This window comes from Streptomyces sp. Go-475 (assembly GCF_003330845.1).
In the GTDB taxonomy this organism is placed as follows: domain Bacteria; phylum Actinomycetota; class Actinomycetes; order Streptomycetales; family Streptomycetaceae; genus Streptomyces.
In genome coordinates, this window is record NZ_CP026121.1 from 2,786,091 (window position 1) to 2,805,814 (window position 19,724).

Consider the following 19,724-nt stretch of genomic DNA (forward strand, 5'->3'; position numbering starts at 1 on the left):
CTTCCCCTCGGGGAGCCCGCCGTACGCGTACCCGAGCGGCGCACACAAGAAGGCGGGCCATCCGATCGGATGGCCCGCCTTCTTCATCTGCTGTGGAGCTAAGGAGAATTGAACTCCTGACCTCCTGCATGCCATGCAGGCGCTCTACCAACTGAGCTATAGCCCCTTGTTGCGCTCCGCCCGGTTTCCCCGGCGGCGACGCCAACATTACTGGTCCATCGGGCCCAACACCAAATCGGTTTTCCCTTGCCCGATATGACCGTTTCGCCGCCCCTCCAGCTCTCCAGCCCTCGAGTCGTCAGACCGTCAGGCCGTCACGAACGAGTAGAACCGTTTGAGCGTGCAGTGCTCCTCCAGGAGCCGGCCGTAGATCGGCTCGCCCTCCAGCTCGCGGTACGTCTCGATCGGGTCGCCTTTTATGATCAGCGCCCGCGCGCATTCCTCGCACCAGTACTGGTAGTCGGGATTGATCGGTTCCATGTCGCGGACGATCGGAGTCCCGCTGCCGCACCAGTCGCACTTCCGCCTGTGTGCACCCATCGATCAGCTCCAGCTGTGGCCGCAGGCCGTGCACACGTAGGAGATCCCGCCGTTGTCACCGAGCATCTGGGCCACGTGCGCGGAACCGCAGGAAGGGCAGCTGAGGCGGGTGGACATGTCCCGTGTCAATGCTGCTCCGAGGAGGTGGTCGACCTCCTCGAGGATGCTCGCAGGCATCGCTACTCCCTCCCGTCGGGCCGCGCCCCCTTCCGGCCGTTTGATTCTGCCACGGCCGGACCAATACGGTCAGCGACGCCTCAGTACCAGTCCGGACACGGCACGTGTCGCGACCGTAGAGGTATACGCCTCAGCGGGCCCCAGTGACTCAACACGGGGCACGAAAAATCCCGCCCCCTGAACGGGAACGGGATCTTGACGTGGAGCTAAGGAGAATTGAACTCCTGACCTCCTGCATGCCATGCAGGCGCTCTACCAACTGAGCTATAGCCCCTCGCGCCACGCGGCGGAGCCGCATGGTGTTTCGCTCCGGCGGGCCGGGCGAACAAGAAGAACTTTAGCCTGCGACCTGCCGGAAAGTGAAATCCGGGGTCAGTCGTCGTCCCCGAGCACCGGTTCCGGCAGCGTGCCGGCGTTGTGCTCCAGCAGCCGCCAGCCGCGGGCGCCTTCGCCGAGGACGGACCAGCAGCAGTTGGAGAGTCCGCCGAGGCTCTCCCAGTTGTGGGGGTCGAGACCCAGGAGGCGGCCGATGGTGGTGCGGATGGTGCCGCCGTGGCTCGCCACGACGAGCGTGCCGCCCTCGGGGAGCTTCTCGGCGTGCCTGAGCACCACGGGGGCGGCGCGGTCGGCGACCTCCGTCTCCAGTTCGCCACCGCCCCGGCGCACGGGCTCGCCGCGCTTCCAGGCGGCGTACTCCTCGCCGTGCCGGGCGATGATCTCCTCGTGCGTCAGACCCTGCCAGACGCCCGCGTACGTCTCCCGCAGCGCCTCGTCGTGGGTGACGTCGAGGCCGGTGAGCGTGGCGAGCTCGGCGGCCGTGAGCGCGGCCCGCTTCAGGTCGGAGGCGATGATCGCGTCCGGCTTCAGGGAGGCCAGCAGCCGGGCGGCGCGGCGGGCCTGGGCGACGCCGGTCTCGGTGAGCTCGACGTCCGTGGTGCCCTGGAAGCGGCGCTCCACGTTCCACGAGGTCTGGCCGTGCCGCCAGAGGATGACGCGGCGGCCCCGGCCCGGCTTGCCGGCCTCACTGAAAGCGCTCACCGCCAGTCACCGTCCAGTTCCGCCGCCTCCTCGGCCGCCTGCAGCTTGGCGTGCTCCTCGGCCTTGCCGCGGGTGGCCTTGGCGTCCTCGGGCAGCTCGAGCTCGGGGCAGTCCTTCCACAGCCGCTCGAGGGCGTAGAAGACGCGCTCCTCGCTGTGCTGGACGTGGACGACGATGTCGACGTAGTCGAGCAGGACCCAGCGGGCCTCGCGGTCGCCCTCGCGGCGCACCGGCTTGGCGCCGAGTTCCTTCGAGAGGCGCTCCTCGATCTCGTCGACGATCGCCTTGACCTGGCGGTCGTTGGGCGCGGAGGCCAGCAGGAAGGCGTCGGTGATGGACAGCACGTCACTGACGTCGTAGGCGACGACGTCGTGCGCCAGCTTGTCGGCGGCCGCCTGGGCGGCGGTGTTGATGAGCTCCTGGGAGCGGTCGGTCACGGTCACTACAAGGCTTTCGATCGGCGGTCACTTGCCCCCCAGGGTCTCACGGACCGCCGTGCGCCCCCCACGCGATTACGGGGATCACGTGGGGAGCACTCCCCTGCCGCCTAGTCGGACGAGGGCTTGTAGTCCTGGCCGAGGACCACGGAGACGTCGGCGCTGCCCGAGAGCCGGCCCTTGGTGACGGAGCTCGTGGGCAGGCCGAGGGTCTTGGCGACCTCGACGGCGTTCGCCTTGTCGGCCGCGTCGCCGTAGACGACCTCGGACGTGGCCCGGGCGGCGGCCGTGCCGCCCTCCAGGAAGGTGAAGCCGCCGTTGAGGAGCACGACGCGGGCCTTGCCGGTGTTGTCCTTGACGCCGGTGGCGTTCTGGACGGAGACGCTGACGGCGGCGTCCTTGTCGGGACTCTTGGCGGTGCCGCCGAGGACGTTCTTGACGATCCCCGCCCCGGTCCCGGCGCTGAGCGTGCCGTCGCTCTGGACGGGCAGCAGGTCCGTCTTGTAGTCGCCGCCCTTGGCGAGGTCGGAGAGCCCGGCGAGGAAGGTGCCGAGGTCCTTGTCGGTGAGGGAGGGATCCAGGATCTGCTGAAGCGTCTGGATCGTGGTCGTCGCGGCCTGCGGGTCGGAGGACAGCTTGCGCAGCACACCCTGCAGGACCTGCCCGAAGCGCTCCAGCTGGGCGTTCTCCGTCTCGCCGGGGGCGCGGTAGGTGGCGTAGGCGACGGCCATCTTGCCGCTGAGGGTCTGGTCCTGGCCCTTGTTGACCAGGGGGGCCGCGCCCTTCTTCTTGGCGCCCGGGTCGGGCACGTCGGTGTTGGTGTCGACGTCGATGTTGCCGACGAGGTCGACGAGGTTCTGCAGGTAGGGGGTGTCCAGGCGCCAGGTGCCCTGGATGTCGGTGCCGAGGACCGTGTCGAGCGCGTCGCGGGTGCCGTCGGAGCCGTCGTCCTCGACCGACTTGGCGAGCGTCGTGGTGGAGCCGTCGTCGCTGGTCAGGGCGAGCGAATTGGGCAGCAGGACGGTGGTGCCCCGCTTGGTGGTGGTGTTGTCGACGAGGAGGGCCGTGGCGGTGGCGCCGCTCTTGGTGTCGTGCAGGTGGACGACGATCACGTCGCGTTTCTGGGCGCCCGTGGCGGTCGTGGTGCCCGTCGCGGAGTCTCCGGAGGACAGGCCGGGCAGCTTCCCGGCGTACCAGAGGTAGCCGACGCCGCCGACCGCGACGAGTGCGAGGACGACGACCAGGGCGATGACCCGGCTGCGGGCGCGGCGCCGGGCCTCCTCACGGCGCTCGGTGCGGTTCTCGGTGAACTTCAGCCAGTCGATGACGTCCTCGGAGTCGCCGTCCGGCTCCTCGACGAAGGCGAACTGCTCGGTGTGGTACTCCCGGTCGGGCGTCTGCTCGCCCTCCGCCGGGCCGGCCTGCTGCGGGATGTGGGCGGTCTGCTGAGCGGTCTGCTCGGCGACGCGGGACTGCGCGCCGGCGGCGGCCGCGGCGTGCCCGTAGGGGTCGTGGCCGGTGCCCTGCGCGGAGCCGTAGGGGTCGTAGCCGTGGGCGGGGCCGGGCTGCTGCGGGCCGGTGCCGTAGTCGTACGCCGGCGGGGGCTGCTGCCCGGCCGTGCCGTACGGGTCGTAGCCGTAGCCCTGCTGGTGCTGCTGTCCCTGCTGTCCCTGCTGGGCGTACGGGTCGTACGCCTGCTGCTGGGACTGCTGGGTCTGCTGGGCCTGGACCTGCTGGTAGACAGGCCGGCCGTACTCGTCGTAGCCGACGACCTCGTACTGGTCGCCCCCGTACCCCGGGTCGTATCGGTCGTTCACCGGTGCCCCTCTCGGCTCACTCGCCGCGGTACAGCTCGCGCTTGTCGATATAGCGCACGACACCGTCCGGCACCAGGTACCAGATGGGATCGCCCTTGGCGACTCTCGCACGGCAGTCCGTGGAGGAGATGGCGAGGGCGGGGACCTCCACGAGCGAGACGCCGCCCTCGGGAAGTCCGGTGTCGTCGAGGTGGTGGCCCGGCCGGGTCACCCCGATGAAGTGCGCGAGGGAGAACAGCTCCGCCGAGTCCCGCCAGGTGAGGATCTGGGCGAGGGCGTCGGCGCCGGTGATGAAGAAGAGGTCCGTGTCGGGGTTGAGCGCGCGCAGGTCGCGCAGCGTGTCCACGGTGTAGGTGGGGCCGCCGCGGTCGATGTCGATGCGGCTCACGGAGAACTGCGGGTTCTCGGCGGTCGCGATGACCGTCATCAGGTAGCGGTCCTCGGCCGGGGAGACGCTGCGGTGGCTCTTCTGCCAGGGCTGGCCGGTCGGGACGAAGACCACCTCGTCGAGGTGGAACGCCGCGGCGACCTCGCTGGCCGCCACCAGGTGCCCGTGGTGGATCGGGTCGAAGGTGCCGCCCATGACGCCGAGGCGGCGCTTGCCCGGCCGCGACGGGCTCTTGCCGGGGCCGTCGATCTGGCGGGGCGCCGTGGCGGCACGGCGGGGCTCCGAGTGTCGCTCGGTGCCGCTCGCCGTGTCCGGTGCCGGGTCGTGCGGCGTCTCGTTCGCCGGACCGGTAGGCATGTCCTGCTCTCCCATGCGTGCAGACCCTACCGGCCCCGCCTGAGGGCTCCGGCCGCCCCCGTGGTCCCCCGGGCACCCGCGCGGGGGCGCCCTGCCGGGCTCAGCGGTCGCGGTTGAAGCGGGTGGTGATCCACAGCAGGAGCAGCAGGATGAAGAGGGCGGCGCCACCGGTGAGGTAGGGGCTGAGGCTCTCGTGGTTACCGCCGTGCTCCTCGCCCTCGGCGGCGAGGGTGACCAACTGGGCAGCGGTGCTGTGGAAGCTCATCTTCGGCAGGACCTATCGCGTGTGGGCGGGTTAAAGACGTCGGCTCATCGTAAGCGGGCGCCTCACCCGCGATCACCCCGACTCCGCCTCTTCGTGCCGCGGGAAGCCGCGGGAGGCCGCGCGCGGTGCCGCCGGACCCGGTCCCGGGGTCCGGCGGGGAACCTTCGCGTCGCCTCAGTCGTCCTTCCGTCTGTAGCCACGCAGCAGGAACCACGCGGTCAGCGCACAGCCCACGAACATCACGACGAGCACGATCCGCAGGAACCCCGGCCCCCCTTGCTGGTCGGCTGCGCCGGCGGCCTCGGCGACCCAGGCGGCGGGGTGGTGCTCCATGGCGGTGGTTCCCTTCGCTGTACTGCCCGACCACCGTAACTCCGCCTAGGCTGGGCTCAGCCTCGGGGAAGCAAAAGGCCGCACAAGGGGCCGTAAAGGTCACACAGACGCACATGGGGGAAGACATGTCCGACGGCCACGAGCACAACGGGCACGAGCATGTGCCCAGCAGGCAGCGCAGGCGCTTCCCCGGAATCTCCTCGCGTACGTACGAGCACCCGGCCGACCGCTCCGCCCTGGTGGCCCTGCGCAAGCTGAGCGGTTTCGACACGGTGTTCAAGGCGCTCAGCGGCCTGCTCCCCGAGCGCAGTCTGCGGCTGCTGTTCCTGTCCGACTCGGTACGGGTCTCCGACCAGCAGTTCTCGCACCTGAACGTGATGCTGCGCGACGCCTGCTACATCCTGGACCTGGAGAAGGTCCCGCCGATGTACGTCACCCAGGACCCGCAGCCGAACGCGATGTGCATCGGCCTGGACGAGCCGATCATCGTCGTCACCACGGGGCTCGTCGAGCTGCTCGACGAGGAGGAGATGCGGGCGGTCGTCGGCCACGAGGTGGGGCACGCGCTGTCCGGCCACTCGGTGTACCGGACCATCCTGCTGTTCCTGACCAGCCTCGCCGTCCGGGTCGCGTGGATCCCGCTGGGCAACCTCGCGATCATGGCGATCGTGACCGGGCTGCGCGAGTGGTTCCGCAAGTCGGAGCTGTCGGCGGACCGCGCGGGGCTGCTGGTGGGGCAGGACCTGCAGGCGTCCATGCGCGGCCTGATGAAGATCGCGGGCGGCAACCACCTGCACCAGATGAACGTGGACGCGTTCCTCGAGCAGGCCGAGGAGTACGAGGCGGGCGGCGACCTGCGCGACTCCGTGCTGAAGATCCTGAACGTGCTGCCCCGCTCCCACCCGTTCACCACGGTGCGGGCGGCCGAGCTGAAGAAGTGGGCCGAGTCGCGGGACTACCAGCGGATCATGGACGGGCACTACCCGCGCCGCGACGAGGACCAGGAGACCTCGGTCCGGGACTCCTGGCGGGAGTCGGCGAACCACTACTCGACCCACGTGAAGAACTCCAAGGACCCGCTGATGAAGCTGGTCACGGACCTCGCGGGCGGCGCCGGCGACCTGGGCGACCGGGTCCGCCGCGGCTTCGGCGGCTTCACCAACCCGACCGCCCAGAAGCCGCCCCGCGGCCCGGAGACACCGGGTTCGTCGGACACGCCGGGAGACGACCGGCCACCGCGCGACGACAGCTGAGGCGCCTGCCGCGGGCGTCTGTGACACGCGTCCGCCGCGGGTGTCTGGCGCGGGCGCCGGTCGCAGGCGTCCGCGGTTCGCAGGGCCGTGGTGGCCCGGCTGCTCAGACCTTCGGCTGCGCGCTCGTCGCCAACGAACCGCACAGGGCCGTGGCGCTGCCCGTCGCGTAGGGATCCGTGCCCGCGGGGCCGCCCTCCTTGGCCGTCTGGCCGGCGAGGAGGGGGCGGAGGTGGTTCGTTGAGTCCTCGGCGCAGGACAGCGGGCCGGCCTGGACGTAGGAGACGACGAGCTGGGCCTGGTGCAGGCGCAGGTCGTCGCGGTCGAAGCGGAAGTGCAGCTCGCGCCGGACGGTGAACAGGGACGCCTCGGCCTTGTCACCGGCCCCGGCCGGCCGCAGCGCGTACACGAACGTGTGGTCCGCGGTCACCTCGAGCGTCGACGAGTCGGCCTCGGCGGCCTGCAGCGTGCCCTGGACCCGGACCCTGCGGTCCGCCAGCTCGGCCCGGGAGGGGTCGAAGCGGACGAGCCAGCCGGTGGGCGCGTGGCGTCCGTCCGCGGTGGGCCGGGCGAAGCTCTGGTCGAACTGGTCCAGCTGGTCCGCGGCGAGCAGGACCCGGACGGCCCGGACCTCACCGCCGGTGAGCACCTCGGGGTCGAGGGCGGAGCGGACGATGTAGTCCTTGGCCGTGGTCAGGGCGGCCACGACCTGGCTGTCGGAGAAGTGCGCGGTGCGCCGCGAGGCGGGCAGCGGCACGCCCTCCGCGCCGGTCTTGAACTGCGCGGCCGGGCTGCGCTCGTACAGGTACGCCAGATCGGCCGAACCGGGCACCTTGCCCTCGGGGGCGAGCGGGATGACGGTCATCCGCAGCGGCTCGACGGGCTCCGCGGCGGTGGGGGCCTGGTAGGGGTGCCGTACGCCCATGTAGATCGCGGTGCCGAAGGCGATGGCGATCAGCAGGACCAGGACCAGTGCCTGCCGGGACAGGCCCCGGCGCAGGGGCGGGCGGCGGCGCACGGCGGGGGCGTGGTCGGCCATGCGTTCCTGCGCGGAGAACTCCTGAAGGCGGGCAGCACGGACGAACGACTCGTCGAAGACGACGGATCGGTATTCGTCCTCTCCACCTCCGGGAGCGCCCTCGGGTGTCCCCTCAGGTGGGTCTCCAGGCCCGCCCATATCTTCAGGGTAGGTCGCCGGAAGCCCGGGTAAACGCCGGGCTGGGCCACAAGTTCTGACAGGTTCTCACCAACACGGGCGGGTTCCGGTCAGGGGGTGCGGGGGATCACCGGGACGGCCGGCTGGGAGTAGTCGGCGGACGCGGAGGGCGTGGCCCCGCTGCCCTGTTCCACCCCGGTCGAGGCGGGCGGCGGGGCGGGCTCCTCGCGGTGGGAGGAGGCTCCCCGGTAGACCGCCGTGAAGGCCAGGGCGACCATGCCGATGCCCATCACGAGGGCGAGCAGCCAGGCGACGGGCCGGTGCCAGCGGACCTGTTTGGAGTACGGCCCCGTGCCCCCGTAGTGGTCCTCGAGGATGTCGGAGTCGTCGAACTCGTCGAGGTCGGGATCATGGCCGAAATCACGGTGGCCGTCCGGGCCGTACCCGTCGTCGTACCGCTCGCCTCTGGTGCGGGCGCGGCGGGCCTCCGCCTCGGAGGCCTCGGCTCTCGCCTGTGCCGCGGCCAGGAGGCGCTCCACGGCGGTCGGCTCGTGCACCACGGCCGCGCGTACGAAGGCCTCGTCGAAGACCACGGAGGCGAACTCTTCGTCCGACACCCCGCGGTCGTGGTCGTCGTCGGGCTCCCAGCCGTCGGGAAACGGCGTGCCCCCCACGTCCTCCGGCACGGATCCAGAGTAGACCTGGGGGGTCATTTTGGGCAGACGGTATGGAAATTCATCCGCCGGTCGAGACGGTTTCCGCGGGGCGGCGACGGCGCGCGCCCGGCGGGCCCGCGCCTGCCGCACGCATATGAGCCGTTCGGCATACCTCCGCGCCGCCGGAGACCGGAGGGGGCTCAGCGCCGTACGTGGCCGTCCCCGGTCACGATGTACTTCGTGCTGGTCAGCTCCGGCAGGCCCATCGGGCCGCGGGCGTGCAGCTTCTGCGTGGAGATGCCGATCTCGGCGCCGAAGCCGAACTGGCCGCCGTCGGTGAAGCGGGTGGAGGCGTTGACGGCGACCGTGGTGGAGTCGACCAGTTGGGTGAAGCGGCGGGCGGCCTGCTGGGAGGTCGTCACGATGGCCTCGGTGTGGCCGGAGGTCCACAGCCGGATGTGCTCGACGGCCTTGTCCAGGGAGTCGACCACGGCCGCGGCGATGTCGTACGACAGGTACTCCGTCTCCCAGTCCTCGGCCGTCGCCTCGACGACGGTGGCCTTGGAGTCCTTGGCGTAGGCCTGCACGCGCTCGTCGGCGTGCACGGTGACCCCGGCCTCCGCGAGGGCGTCCAGGGCGCGGGGCAGGAACTCGGCGGCGATGTCCTGGTGGACCAGGAGGGTCTCGGCGGCGTTGCAGACGCCGACCCGCTGGGCCTTGGAGTTGATCAGGATCTCGACGGCCATGTCCAGGTCGGCCTGGGCGTCCACGTAGACGTGGCAGTTGCCGGTGCCGGTCTCGATGACCGGGACGACCGACTCCTGGACGACCGTGTTGATCAGGGAGGCGCCGCCGCGCGGGATGAGGACGTCGACCAAACCACGGGCGCGCATCAGCTCGCGGACGCTGTCGCGGCTCTCGCCGGGCACGAGCTGGACGGCGTCGGCGGGCAGCCCGGCGCCGCCCACGGCGTCGCGCAGGACGCGCACGAGGGCCGTGTTGGACTGGTAGGCCGAGGAGGAGCCGCGCAGCAGGACCGCGTTCCCGGACTTCAGGCAGAGGGCGGCGGCGTCCACGGTGACGTTCGGCCGGCCCTCGTAGATGATGCCGACGACGCCGAGCGGCACCCTGACCTGGCGCAGGTCGATGCCGTTGGGGAGCGTGGAGCCGCGGACGACCTCGCCGACCGGGTCGGGCAGGGCGGCGACGTCGCGCACGTCGGAGGCGATGGCGCGGATCCGCTCGGGGGTGAGCGTGAGCCGGTCGATCATGCCCTCGCTGATGCCGGCCTCGCGGGCCTTGGCGACGTCCTTGGCGTTGGCCTCGACGATCTCGCTCGTACGGACCTCCAGCGCGTCCGCGATGGCGAGCAGCGCGTCGTCCTTCTCGGCCCGCGGCAGCGGCGCGAGGCTCGCGGCGGCGGCCTTGGCGCGGTAGGCGGCCTCGGTGACCGGGGACATCGAGTCGTACGGAGAAAGCGTGGTCATGAGGGAAGGGTAGTGCGCGGAGCGGGTCCGTTCACGGCGTGTTCCACACCCCGAGACACTTCCCGAGACCGGCCGGACCGGCTCGGAGGGGACCGGCCGGGCCGGTTCAGAACGGGTGGATTCCCACCGGGGACGCCGGCGGCGGCCCGTACCCCTCGGCGATGCGCTGGTGGTAGGTCGCGCGGTCGATGACCTCCAGGCCGACGATCTCCCAGGGCGGCAGTCCGGCGGTCTGCCGGTGCTCGCCCCACAGGCGCAGCGCGACGGCGGCCGCGTCGTGCAGGTCGCGGGCCTCCTCCCAGTAGCGAATCTCCGCGTGGTCGACGGCGTACCGGCTGGTCAGGAGGAAGGGGTGGTCGTGGGCGAGCTGCTCCAGGGCGCGCCGGACCTCGGGGAGGGGGGCCTCCTTGCCGGAGACGCTGAGGGTGACGTGCCACAGGCGCGGGGTGTCGGCGGGTTCCTCGCCCTCGAACCGGTCCCCGGCCGCCACACTGGTCAGGGCGCGCTCCTCACCGGCCGCGCGGGAGCCGGTACCACCACGGGACGCCGGGGCCCCAGGGCGCACTCGTCTCACGACGGCCTCCTTCGCTCAGCGGCGGTGCTGCGGAACAGTTCCCTGAGACAAAGTTGAGCAGGCCGCAAGGGATCGCGTGGCGGTTTTGCGGAACGTCCACCACCGGGGGCGGACGTTTCGACACATTACGGGTGCAGGAGGACCAGGTCGTCCCTGTGTACGACCTCGCGCTCGTACGCGGGTCCGAGTTCGCGGGCCAGTTCCCGGGTCGAGCGGCCGATCAGCCGGGGGATCTCCTTGGCGTCGAAGTTGACCAGTCCGCGGGCCACCGCGTGCCCGGCGCCGTCCCGCAGCTCGACCGGGTCGCCTGCGGTGAAGTCGCCCTCGACGGCGGCGATGCCGGCCGGCAGCAGCGACTTGCGGCGCTCCACGACGGCCTGGACGGCGCCGTCGTCGAGGGTCAGGGCGCCCTGGGGGGTGGAGGCGTGCTGGAGCCACAGCAGCCGGTCGGCGGAGCGCTTGCCGGTGGGGTGGAAGTAGGTGCCGGTGTCCTGGCCGGTCAGGGCGTCGGCCGCGTGGACGGCGCTGGTGAGCACGACGGGGACGCCGGCGGCGGCCGCGATGCGGGCGGCCTCGACCTTGGTGACCATGCCGCCGGTGCCGACGCCGGCCCGGCCCGCGCTGCCGATCTCGACGTCCGCGAGGTCGGAGGGGTCGCGCACCTCGGCGATGCGGGAGGTGCCCGGCCTGCTCGGGTCGCCGTCGTAGACGCCGTCCACGTCGGAGAGCAGGACCAGCAGGTCGGCGTGGACGAGGTGGGCGACCAGGGCGGCCAGCCGGTCGTTGTCGCCGAAGCGGATCTCGTCCGTGGCGACGGTGTCGTTCTCGTTGACGATCGGGAAGGCGCCCATCGCGAGCAGCTTGTCCAGCGTGCGCGAGGCGTTGCGGTGGTGGGCGCGGCGGCTCATGTCGTCGGAGGTCAGCAGCACCTGGCCGACGCGGACGCCGTAGCGGGCGAAGGAGGCGGTGTAGCGGGCGACCAGCAGGCCCTGGCCGACGCTGGCGGCGGCCTGCTGGCGGGCCAGGTCCTTGGGGCGGCGGCGCAGGCCCAGCGGGGCGAGGCCGGCGGCGATGGCGCCCGAGGAGACCAGGACGATCTCGCGTTCCCCGCCGCTGCGGACCTTGGCGAGCACGTCGACCAGCGCGTCCACGCGGTCCGCGTCCAGGCCGCCGGAGGCGGTGGTCAGCGACGAGGAACCGACCTTGACGACGATCCTGCGGGCCTCGCCCACGGCCTGCCTTGCCCCTGCCACGTCGCCGTCCGTCCCCTCGCTGCGTTCCGGTCCCTCACCAGGAAATCTACGGGACGCGCGGATACGGCGCCGAGCCGGTCCACGCTACGGACGGTGCGGGCGGGGTCACAGCAGGGCGGGACGCGGACGATTCCGGCCGCCCACGAAAGGAACGTCATATTCCGCTACCGCCCGACAGCGCGATGGGACGCGGTGGCCCTCATCGGCCCGACGACACGCGCGTGTCGTCAGGAGGTCGCCGCGCGTTAACCCGGACGGCCGACCTGGTCCGCCCCGACGCTCCTGGAGACCGCAGTGCCCGTACCCCTCCCCCGCCCACCGGCCCTGTTGAAGGGGCTGGTCGCCGTCGTCCTGGCCGCCGCGTTCGCCGTCCAGGCGGTCGCGGCGCTGCTGCCCCACGTCCCGCTGCTGCTCGCCGCGACGGCCGTCTCCCTGGCCACCGAGGGTGCCCTGTACCGGTGGCAGCGCGGTGTGCTGTCGCTGTTCGCCAAGTCGCACGCGGACATCACCGTGCGGCACGTCCTGCGGGACCTGCTGCTGGTCGTGGCCCTGCTGCGGCTCGGCGAGCAGGACCGGGAGACGGTGTACGCCCCGCTGGTCGCCGGGCTGCTCGCGTTCTACGCGCTGCACTGCGCGATCCAGGCGGTCTCCGTGCTGGTCCGCCGCACCCGCACCCTGCCGGTGGTCACCCGGAACATCGACGCCGCGGCGCTGCGGCTGTCCCCGGCCCCGGCCGTGCTGCTGCGCCGCCCCGGGCACCGGCTGCTGGTGTTCGGCCTGCCGGCGACGGCCGGGCTGCTGGCGTCCGTGCCGGGCGACCAGCCGGTGTGCGCGGCGGCGGGCATCGCGCTCTCCCTCGCCCTCGCGCTCACCGGCCTCGGCGCGCTGCTGCTCCGGCTGCTGCCGGGACGCCGTCCGGCCGGCGAGCAGGAGGTGCTGGAGTGGTTCGACGGATGGCTGGCCGCGTACCGGCCGACCGTCGGCCTGTACTTCTCGGGCGGTGCCTCCTCGGCCTACCAGGCGAACATGTGGCTGGAGCCGCTCGCCGAGCTGGACGGCAGGCCGGTCATCGTGCTGCGCGAGCGGTTCATGGTGCAGAAGATCGCGGCGACGGACATCCCGATCGTGTGCCTGCCGAAGGTGTCCACGCTGATGCGGCTGGAGCACTCCACGCTCCAGGTCCTCATCCACCCGTCGAACTCCGGCAAGACCTCGCAGGTGCTGCGCATCCCCACGATCAAGCACACCTTCGTCAACCACGGCGAGAGCGACAAGCTGTCCTCGTGCAACCCGTACGCGAAGGCGTACGACGAGGTGTGGGTGGCCGGCCCGGCGGCTCGCGAGCGGTACGCGCTGGCCGAGGTGGGCGTCGAGGACAAGGACGTGGTGGAGACGGGCCGCCCGCAGCTGGACGGCGTGACGCCGTACGCGGGTCCGCCGGCGGGGACGTGGACGACCGTGCTGTACGCGCCGACCTGGGAGGGCTGGGACGGCAACCCCGGCAACACCTCGGTCGTGGAGGCCGGTGAGAACCTCGTGCGGGCGCTGCTCGCCGACCCGGGCGTGCGGCTGCTGTACAAGCCGCATCCGCTGACGGGGTCGGTGGACCCGCGCGCGGGCGCCGCCGATCTGCGCATCCGGGAGCTGATCCGGGCGGCCAACCGGGAGCGGGGGGAGGCGCGTCCGCCGGCCGGTGCGGAACTGGCCGCCCGCGCCGCCGAGCTGGACCGGCTCACCACGTCCGTCTTCCGGGCCGGGGCCGACACCGTGGAGCGGATGCTGGTGCAGTCGGCGCCGGAGCCGGGCCGCGCGGAGGCGGTGGCGCGGGCGACGGCGGCGTGGGAGGAGGCGTACTGGGCCTCGCTGCCGGAGGGTGAGCACCAGGTCGTCACGGACGCCCGGCCCGCGCTGTACTCCTGCTTCAACGCGGCCGACCTGCTGATCAGCGATGTGTCGAGCGTGATCAGCGACTTCCTGGCGAGCGGGAAGCCGTACGCGGTCGCCAACACCAGCGGGCTGCCCGAGGACGCCTTCCGCGCGGCGTTCCCGACGGTGGCGGCGGCGACGGTGCTGACGCCCGACGCGGCCGGGGTGCCGGACCTGCTGGAGGCCGTCCGGCACCCGGAGAAGGACGGGCTGGCCGAGGCGCGCGCCGCGTTGAAGCTGCGCCTGCTGGGGCCGGCCGAGCCGTCGTCGCAGGAGCGGTTCGGCGAGGCCGTGCGGGCGCTGTGCGCGAAGGCCCGGGACCACCGGGCCCGGGTGGCGGAGCGCCTGGCCGCGGAACTGCCCGGCCAGCGCACCGAGGCGGCGCTCCCGACCGCACCGCGCTGACGCACCGGACGACGAGACGACCGCGGGGCCACGGGGAGACATCCCGTGGCCCCGCACCGCTGTCGGCGTCAGCGTCGACGTCGGCCCGCATGCGGCATCGACCTCGGCGCCCGCCTCCCTGCGGCATCCGCCTCGGTGCCCGCCCGCACGCGGCGTCAGTGTCGGCGTCAACCCGCACGCGGCGTCCGCCCACCGCGCCGCCCGCCGTCACGCCGCCGGCCGCACCTCGCGCGAGGTCAGCACGCGCCGTGCCTTGCGCACAGCCCGTCGCATGAACGTGTCCACGCCGCCCTCGCGGTAGCCCGGGAAGGCTCGTGCCTCGCGTGGCTCGGCGAGGTAGACCGAGTCGGGGATGCCCGCGGCCTTGTCGCGGAAGTGCGGGTAGACGAGGTAGACCCGGCGGCCCTTCTTCTCCAGGAGGGCCGCCGCCTGCTTCTTCGCCTTGACGAACTTCACGACGTCCAGCAGCAGTTCGGGGCGCTGCTCGGCGACCAGGTGCAGACGCAGCCGCTCGTGGACCTTGAGGCGCTGGGCGACGCCCTCCGTCCAGTACGCGTCCATCAGCGGCTTGGCCAGCTCGAACTTGTGCCGGCGGATCTCCTCGCTGTCCGTCAGGAACTTGGGCCCGAACTGCGGCAGCAGGGTCACGAGGAAGGGCCGGACCATCAGCTGGTCGCGCCGGCCGCCCGCCGGGAGGTGCTCGGCGATGAGCTTCATCAGGGCGCGCGCGGAGTCGAAGCGCAGCGTGTAACTGCCGCTCTTGGTCACGTGCTTGCCGTCGTCACGGCCCACCAGGTAGTAGCAGGTGTGGTCGGCGACGACGGAGACGCCGTCCGCCCGCAGGTACGCCTCCATGGTGAACAGCGCGTCCTCGCCCGTGAACAGCGACTCGTCGAACCGCATCCCGTGCCGCTCGAGCAACGCGCGGCGGAACAGCTTCTGCGCGCTGAGCGTGAACTTGATGTTGGAGGAGAAGACGTCCGTCCGCTCCACCGTCTTGCCCCACATGGACTTCGGCGCGGAGCGGTTGACGCCCTCGACCTTGCCGAGGACGACGTCCGTGCCGGCGCGGTCGGCCATGGCGACCATCCGCTCCAGGGCCTCGGGGCCCAGCCGGTCGTCGGCGTCGAGGAAGAAGACGTAACGCCCGCTGGCCTTGGCCAGGCCGACGTTGCGCGGGCCGCTGGGGCCGCCGGAGTTCTCCTGACGGACCACCAGGACGTGCATGGGAGCCCGCTGGGCGAACTCCTCCAGGTACTCCCCTGTGCCGTCCGTCGATCCGTCGTCCACCGCGATGACCTCGATGCGCTCCGGATCGAGGGTCTGCGCCTCTACGGACGCGAGGCACTCGATCAGGTACGGCATCGCTTCGTACGCCCCGATGATCACGCTCACATCAGGCTGCGCAACGGTCACGTTTCCCCCTAGTCAATGGGATATTCCCCCCGTATCGCCTCATTCGCTACTTGGTAGACGGGTGATCGAGGCAAGCGGTTGCCTCGATCGCACGTTTTAGTGAGACACCTCACACGGTGAACCGGCAGGATGGGGGAAAACGAAAAGGTTCGGCCCCCGAGGAAGACTCCTCGGGGGCCGAACCCTTCAGCCGGCGGCGGCAGTTCAGGCCGTGCCGACACCGTCCGTCTCACCGGCCGCGGAGACCCGCTGCCCGGGCACGGCGTTCGCCAGCGAGCTCTCGGCGGCGGCCGAGACCCTTGACTCCTGGCCGACGTTGCGCGTCTCGGCCTTGATGGCGAGGTTCGCGACCGCGGTGTTGAACTGGTCGATGGAGGTCGGCTCGTCCGGCCCCAGCAGGTACTGCTTGAGCTCCTTGCGGTCCTCGGCCAGCGGGTCGGCGGCCGGGTCGCGCACGGCGCGCAGCAGCTCGCCCAGCTCGTTCGCGCTGTTGGAGAGGATCACCGCGGCGCGCACCGCCGTGTTGTTCCGCTTGAACTCCTCGGCGCCCACCTCAGCGGAGTCCGTGACCGCGTACGGCTTGCCGCTCGCGATGAAGTCGGAGACCACGCTGGAGATGTCCGAGACCATCGCGTCGGAGACGTTGAAGCAGTCGTACAGCCGCGGCTCGGCGCCGGTGATGACGCGGTGCTCCCAGGTGGGGAAGGAACGCCAGTAGGCGTCGTTCCACTCGGCGCGCAGCCGGGCGACCTCCTCGTGCCGGGCGACGTCGACCAGCCCGTCACGGGTGGCCTCGGCCTCGTCGCGGCCCTTGTCGCCGCCGGTGCCGACCAGCTCGGCGATGCGGGCCTCGATCCGGGTCAGCTCGGCCTTGGCCTTCGCCTGGGCGGCGCTGTCGGCGGCGAAGCGCGAGTCGGCGGCGCGGTCCGCCGCGGCCTTGCGGACCAGCGCGGTGATGCGCTGGTGGGCGGCCTTGGCGTCCTTGCTGACGGTGCCGGTGAACGGGTGCGGCTTGTACAGCACGCGGACCGGCGGGTCGGCCGTGACCAGCCGGTTCACGATGTTCTCGCCCGCGAGCACGAGCGAGGTGTTGCCGGGGTTGCCGTCCCAGCCCTCCCAGGTGGGCGCGTACAGCACGGTCGGGATACGGCCCTCGGGCACGCCCTGCCAGGTCTGGATCGGGGCGAGCTGCGGGCGGCCGACCTCGACGATGTCGTCGTCGCGGACACCGACGTCGGCGATGGCGTAGCGGTCGCGGCCCGCGCGGCCGGCCGTCCACACCTCGTCGTAGACCTTGCTGAACGGGTTGACGCTGGCGAGCTTGTCGCTGTCGCCGTGGCCGATGAAGACGTGCTTCATGGTGGGCACGCGCAGCAGGTGGATGTTCTTGCCGACGTTGGCGGCGTAGAGCGCGACCCGCACCGTGGACAGGTCCAGGTTCATCAGGTGCACCCCTCCGGGCACGCAGATGACGGGGACCGTGGTGGGCGCCAGGTTGTTCAGGATGACCCGCTCACGCAGGATGATCAGCGGCTTGGAGTCCAGGTTCTCCATGGTGTCCAGCCACATGTTGACCTGGTAGGCGGAGTCCTTGGAACCGGAGAAGTACAGGACGGTCTCCGGCTGGTACTCGCCCAGCCAGTCGTCGACGGCGGCCAGCACCCGCTCGGCCTTCGGCGGGATCTTCCGGCCGCGCACGTACGGCACGAGCGCCAGGACGTACAGGGCGCCGAGGACGACCGTGATGCCGATGCCGATGAAGCCGATCAGCGCCGACTTGACCTGTGCGGCGACCAGGATGCCGACGACCGCCGCGAGGTCGAGGTGCAGCATCTTCTCGGCGGAGCGGTGCAGCAGGCCGCGCGGCGGGGCGTCCGGGATGCGGATCCGGGACTTCAGGTCGATGTTGCGCGTGGCGACCGGCATCCGGCGGCGGTTGCGGATCAGCTGGACCAGCGCGCCGTGCGGGGCCTGCAGACCGTAGAAGGCGATGAAGCAGGCGATCGCCCCGTAGTAGATCAGGTTGTCCGCGAGGGACAGCCGGGCCAGCAGCAGGACGAGCAGCAGCTGCCGGATCAGGAAGCGGATCGACAGGCCCGCCCGGACCTTGCCGAGGCGGTTGATCAGGTAGCTGCCCTTGCGGTGCAGATAGTGGTCCGCCAGGTACGTCACGGCGGCCGCTGCCGCGAAGGCGGGGACGCTCGGGACGAGCGCGGCCAGCATGAGAGCGGGGAAGCCCGCCACCATGAGGACCGCCGCGGCCAGCTCGGCCGCGCTGCCCACCCGGGCGACGCGAATAGCGGTGGATATCACGGAGAAACCTGCTCTTGGGAGGGGTGTGCCGGTCTTGTTCTGAAATGCGGCTGGTCTGTGAATATTCGCGAGACTGTATGGATTCAGGCCCCTGCGAACACCCCTGTCGACGAAACCGTGAACAGAAGGGCGCAGAGGCCTGAATTACTGGAGTCTATTTGGCGCCAATTATTACACGCCGTCCTGCCGGTCCAGCACCGAGGCCAGCGCCTGCTCGAAGCCGGACGCCCGGGCGGCGCCGGCCGTCGGGTCCTGCTGGCGGACGTCGATGACGTGGCCGGTCAGCTCGGACAGCAGCACGTCCAGCGAGGTGCGGGCCACGGCCTCGGAGGACAGCAGGGAGCCCGCCGGCTCCTGGCCGAAGGCCTTGGTGCGCATCGGGGTGGCGGTGCGCTCGGGGTTGATGCAGTTGACGCGGACGCCGTCGCCGGCCCACTCGTCGGACAGGGCCTGGGTGAGGTTCACCATCGCGGCCTTGGTCGAGGAGTAGAGGCTGTACTCGGCGCGGCCGCGGGTGTAGCTGCTGGAGGTGTAGAGCAGCAGCTGGCCCTTGGTCTCGGACAGGTACTTGTACGACGAACGGGCGATCTGCACCGGGGCCAGGTAGTTGACCTTCAGCGCCTCTTCGATGGTGGCGTTGTCGGTCTCGGCGAGCTTGCCGATGCGCAGCACGCCGGCGGTGTTGACGACGTAGTCGATGCGGCCGGTCTCGGCGTACGCCTTGGACAGCGCGTCGTCGACCTCCTCCGGGTTCTCCACGTGGGTGCCGGTGGTGGAGCGGCCGAGCGCGTAGACCGTGGCGCCGTAGGACTCGGCGAGTTCGGCGATGTCCTTGCCGATGCCGTAGGAGCCGCCGAAGACGACGACCGTCTTGCCGGTCAGCAGCTCGCGGTAGGCCTCCTCGGAGACCTGCTCGGGCGCGGCCGTGGAGGCGAGCTGGAAGAGCTTGTCGGCGATGAAGACGTCGACGGGCTGGGTGACCTTCATGTTGTACTCGTCACCCGCGACGACGTGGATCGGCACGTCGGGCAGGTACTTGAGCACCACGGAGCAGTCGTCGGTGGCCTGGAAGTTGGGGTCGCCGGCGGCGACCTCGTAGGCCCGCTTGATCGTGGACAGCTTGAAGGCCTGCGGGGTCTGGCCGCGGCGCAGCCGGGAGCGGTCCGGGATCTCGGTGATGAACTCGCCGTCCTCGCCGTGCGTGCGCGTGACGATGATGGTGTCCGCGGACGGGATGGCGACGTCGACCGCCTGGTAGCGCTCCAGCGCCGCGACGCAGTCGTCGATGACGCGCTGCGACAGCAGGGGGCGCACGGCGTCGTGGAAGAGGACGTTGACGTCCTCGCCCTCGGCCAGGCCCTCGCCCAGGGCGGAGATGGCGCGCTCGGTGGTCTCGTTCCGCGTGGAGCCGCCCTCGATGATCTTCGAGACCTTCTTGAATCCGGCCTTCGCGACAATCTTCTCGACATCGGGCACATAGCCCGGCGCCATCAGCACGATGATGTCGTCGATGGACTCGGCGTTCTCGAAGGTGGTCAGGGTGTGCTCGATGACTGCCTTGCCGGCGATCTTCAGCAGCTGCTTGGGGATCGACAGACCCACCCGCTGACCGGTGCCACCGGCCAGGATCACTGCGGTGGTACGGGGCTTGGCTATGTGCTGGGACACAGGTGACCTACCTTGGGGCGACAGGGAACTTGGAAATGGTCCCACTTGTGGTTACCGCAGTGCAAGGTGAGCGACCTCCGCCGCATATGTGCGCGCAACCTGCCATTCACCTCCCACTCCTGGTGATTGGTGAGACGGTTCCGTGGACGTGCGCGAAATGCGCTGTGAGTAACTCCACAGAAGCGCAGCGGCGTCGGAGCCGCTCGGGGCGGCGGTGGACCGGGACCTTCACGAGGTGCTTGGACGACGTCCGGTGCACGGTACGCGC

General features: G+C 71.2%; 18 protein-coding genes and 2 tRNA genes. 2 read left to right on the forward strand and 18 right to left on the reverse strand.

What is annotated here, in order from left to right:
• Window positions 1–93: 93 nt before the first annotated feature.
• From C1703_RS12770 to C1703_RS39255, 10 genes are all read right to left on the reverse strand, one after another.
• Window positions 94–166: transfer RNA gene (locus tag C1703_RS12770), tRNA-Ala, on the reverse strand.
• 140 nt (window positions 167–306) lie between these two features.
• A complete protein-coding gene (locus C1703_RS12775) occupies window positions 307–540 on the reverse strand; it encodes a hypothetical protein (protein ID WP_006136074.1) in 234 nt (77 codons plus the stop codon).
• A gap of 3 nt (window positions 541–543) precedes the next feature.
• Window positions 544–717 carry a hypothetical protein gene (locus C1703_RS12780; protein ID WP_114252414.1) on the reverse strand — a complete coding sequence of 58 codons (174 nt, stop codon included), beginning with the start codon at window positions 715–717 and terminating at the stop codon, window positions 544–546.
• 201 nt (window positions 718–918) lie between these two features.
• Window positions 919–991: transfer RNA gene (locus C1703_RS12785), tRNA-Ala, on the reverse strand.
• 98 nt (window positions 992–1,089) lie between these two features.
• Window positions 1,090–1,755: a histidine phosphatase family protein gene (locus C1703_RS12790; protein ID WP_232840466.1), complete on the reverse strand. Its 666-nt coding sequence runs from the start codon at window positions 1,753–1,755 to the stop codon at window positions 1,090–1,092.
• The gene (gene rsfS, locus C1703_RS12795; RefSeq protein WP_114252418.1) at window positions 1,752–2,198 is read right to left on the reverse strand and encodes a ribosome silencing factor; all 447 of its coding nucleotides are present in this window, start codon (window positions 2,196–2,198) and stop codon (window positions 1,752–1,754) included. The genes C1703_RS12790 and rsfS overlap by 4 nt, the downstream gene beginning before the upstream one ends.
• Window positions 2,199–2,302: 104 nt before the next feature.
• The gene (locus C1703_RS12800; protein WP_114252421.1) at window positions 2,303–4,009 is read right to left on the reverse strand and encodes an LCP family protein; all 1,707 of its coding nucleotides are present in this window, start codon (window positions 4,007–4,009) and stop codon (window positions 2,303–2,305) included.
• Between the two features lie 16 nt (window positions 4,010–4,025).
• A complete protein-coding gene (nadD, locus tag C1703_RS12805; protein WP_114252423.1) occupies window positions 4,026–4,769 on the reverse strand; it encodes a nicotinate-nucleotide adenylyltransferase in 744 nt (247 codons plus the stop codon).
• Between the two features lie 85 nt (window positions 4,770–4,854).
• Window positions 4,855–5,019 (reverse strand): hypothetical protein, encoded by a 165-nt coding sequence (locus tag C1703_RS39250; RefSeq protein ID WP_094057638.1) that lies wholly within the window; start codon window positions 5,017–5,019, stop codon window positions 4,855–4,857.
• A gap of 174 nt (window positions 5,020–5,193) precedes the next feature.
• Window positions 5,194–5,352 carry a hypothetical protein gene (locus C1703_RS39255; RefSeq protein ID WP_198678153.1) on the reverse strand — a complete coding sequence of 53 codons (159 nt, stop codon included), beginning with the start codon at window positions 5,350–5,352 and terminating at the stop codon, window positions 5,194–5,196.
• Between the two features lie 125 nt (window positions 5,353–5,477).
• On the opposite strand from C1703_RS39255, the gene C1703_RS12810 reads away from it, so the two are divergent.
• Window positions 5,478–6,605, forward strand: coding sequence for a M48 family metallopeptidase (locus tag C1703_RS12810; protein ID WP_114252425.1), 1,128 nt, complete (start codon window positions 5,478–5,480; stop codon window positions 6,603–6,605).
• A gap of 103 nt (window positions 6,606–6,708) precedes the next feature.
• On the opposite strand, the gene C1703_RS12815 is transcribed toward C1703_RS12810, so the two are convergent.
• The 5 genes from C1703_RS12815 to proB all read right to left on the reverse strand — a co-directional run bounded on the left by C1703_RS12815 (window position 6,709) and on the right by proB (window position 11,707).
• Entirely contained in the window at window positions 6,709–7,779 is a 1,071-nt protein-coding gene (locus C1703_RS12815; protein WP_114252427.1) for a hypothetical protein, read from the reverse strand.
• An 89-nt stretch (window positions 7,780–7,868) separates the two neighbouring features.
• Window positions 7,869–8,471, reverse strand: coding sequence for a hypothetical protein (locus tag C1703_RS12820; RefSeq protein ID WP_114252429.1), 603 nt, complete (start codon window positions 8,469–8,471; stop codon window positions 7,869–7,871).
• Between the two features lie 143 nt (window positions 8,472–8,614).
• Window positions 8,615–9,901, reverse strand: coding sequence for a glutamate-5-semialdehyde dehydrogenase (locus C1703_RS12825; RefSeq protein WP_114252431.1), 1,287 nt, complete (start codon window positions 9,899–9,901; stop codon window positions 8,615–8,617).
• 106 nt (window positions 9,902–10,007) lie between these two features.
• Complete coding sequence (locus tag C1703_RS12830; protein WP_114252433.1) at window positions 10,008–10,466, reverse strand: hypothetical protein; 459 nt, start codon at window positions 10,464–10,466, stop codon at window positions 10,008–10,010.
• 134 nt (window positions 10,467–10,600) lie between these two features.
• Window positions 10,601–11,707, reverse strand: a complete 1,107-nt coding sequence (proB, locus tag C1703_RS12835) for a glutamate 5-kinase (protein WP_114252435.1) — start codon at window positions 11,705–11,707, stop codon at window positions 10,601–10,603.
• A 315-nt stretch (window positions 11,708–12,022) separates the two neighbouring features.
• Here proB and C1703_RS12840 point away from each other — a divergent pair, with 315 nt between their 5' ends.
• A complete protein-coding gene (locus C1703_RS12840) occupies window positions 12,023–14,059 on the forward strand; it encodes a hypothetical protein (RefSeq protein ID WP_114252438.1) in 2,037 nt (678 codons plus the stop codon).
• A 207-nt stretch (window positions 14,060–14,266) separates the two neighbouring features.
• Here the strand turns inward: C1703_RS12840 and C1703_RS12845 are convergent, their stop codons facing one another.
• The 3 genes from C1703_RS12845 to C1703_RS12855 form a co-directional block, all read right to left on the reverse strand.
• Window positions 14,267–15,475, reverse strand: coding sequence for a glycosyltransferase (locus tag C1703_RS12845; protein ID WP_114252440.1), 1,209 nt, complete (start codon window positions 15,473–15,475; stop codon window positions 14,267–14,269).
• A 204-nt stretch (window positions 15,476–15,679) separates the two neighbouring features.
• The gene (locus C1703_RS12850) at window positions 15,680–17,758 is read right to left on the reverse strand and encodes a hypothetical protein (RefSeq protein ID WP_114252442.1); all 2,079 of its coding nucleotides are present in this window, start codon (window positions 17,756–17,758) and stop codon (window positions 15,680–15,682) included.
• 201 nt (window positions 17,759–17,959) lie between these two features.
• Window positions 17,960–19,456, reverse strand: coding sequence for a bifunctional cytidylyltransferase/SDR family oxidoreductase (locus tag C1703_RS12855; protein ID WP_114252444.1), 1,497 nt, complete (start codon window positions 19,454–19,456; stop codon window positions 17,960–17,962).
• Between the last annotated feature and the right edge of the window lie 268 nt (window positions 19,457–19,724).